Here is a 231-nt window from a genome sequence, read left to right on the forward strand (position 1 = left end):
TATTACCCTTTAATAAGTGGCGCGTCCTGGAGGATTCGAACCTCCGACCGCCTGGTTCGTAGCCAGGTACTCTATCCAGCTGAGCTAAGGACGCGCAATAATATTATTTTACTTTGTATAACCCGTTTATCAAACGAATTATTAAATAGTGGCGCGTCCTGGAGGATTCGAACCTCCGACCGCCTGGTTCGTAGCCAGGTACTCTATCCAGCTGAGCTAAGGACGCGCAGA

General features: G+C 48.9%; 2 tRNA genes. Both read right to left on the bottom strand.

Annotated features, from left to right (window positions below):
- Nucleotides 1-17: 17 nt before the first annotated feature.
- Nucleotides 18-94: transfer RNA gene (locus IQP38_RS25130), tRNA-Arg, on the bottom strand.
- A 55-nt stretch (nt 95-149) separates the two neighbouring features.
- Nucleotides 150-226: transfer RNA gene (locus tag IQP38_RS25135), tRNA-Arg, on the bottom strand.
- Nucleotides 227-231: the final 5 nt, after the last annotated feature.

This window comes from Vibrio sp. OPT41 (assembly GCF_015163595.1).
Classification (GTDB): Bacteria; Pseudomonadota; Gammaproteobacteria; order Enterobacterales; family Vibrionaceae; genus Vibrio; species Vibrio alginolyticus.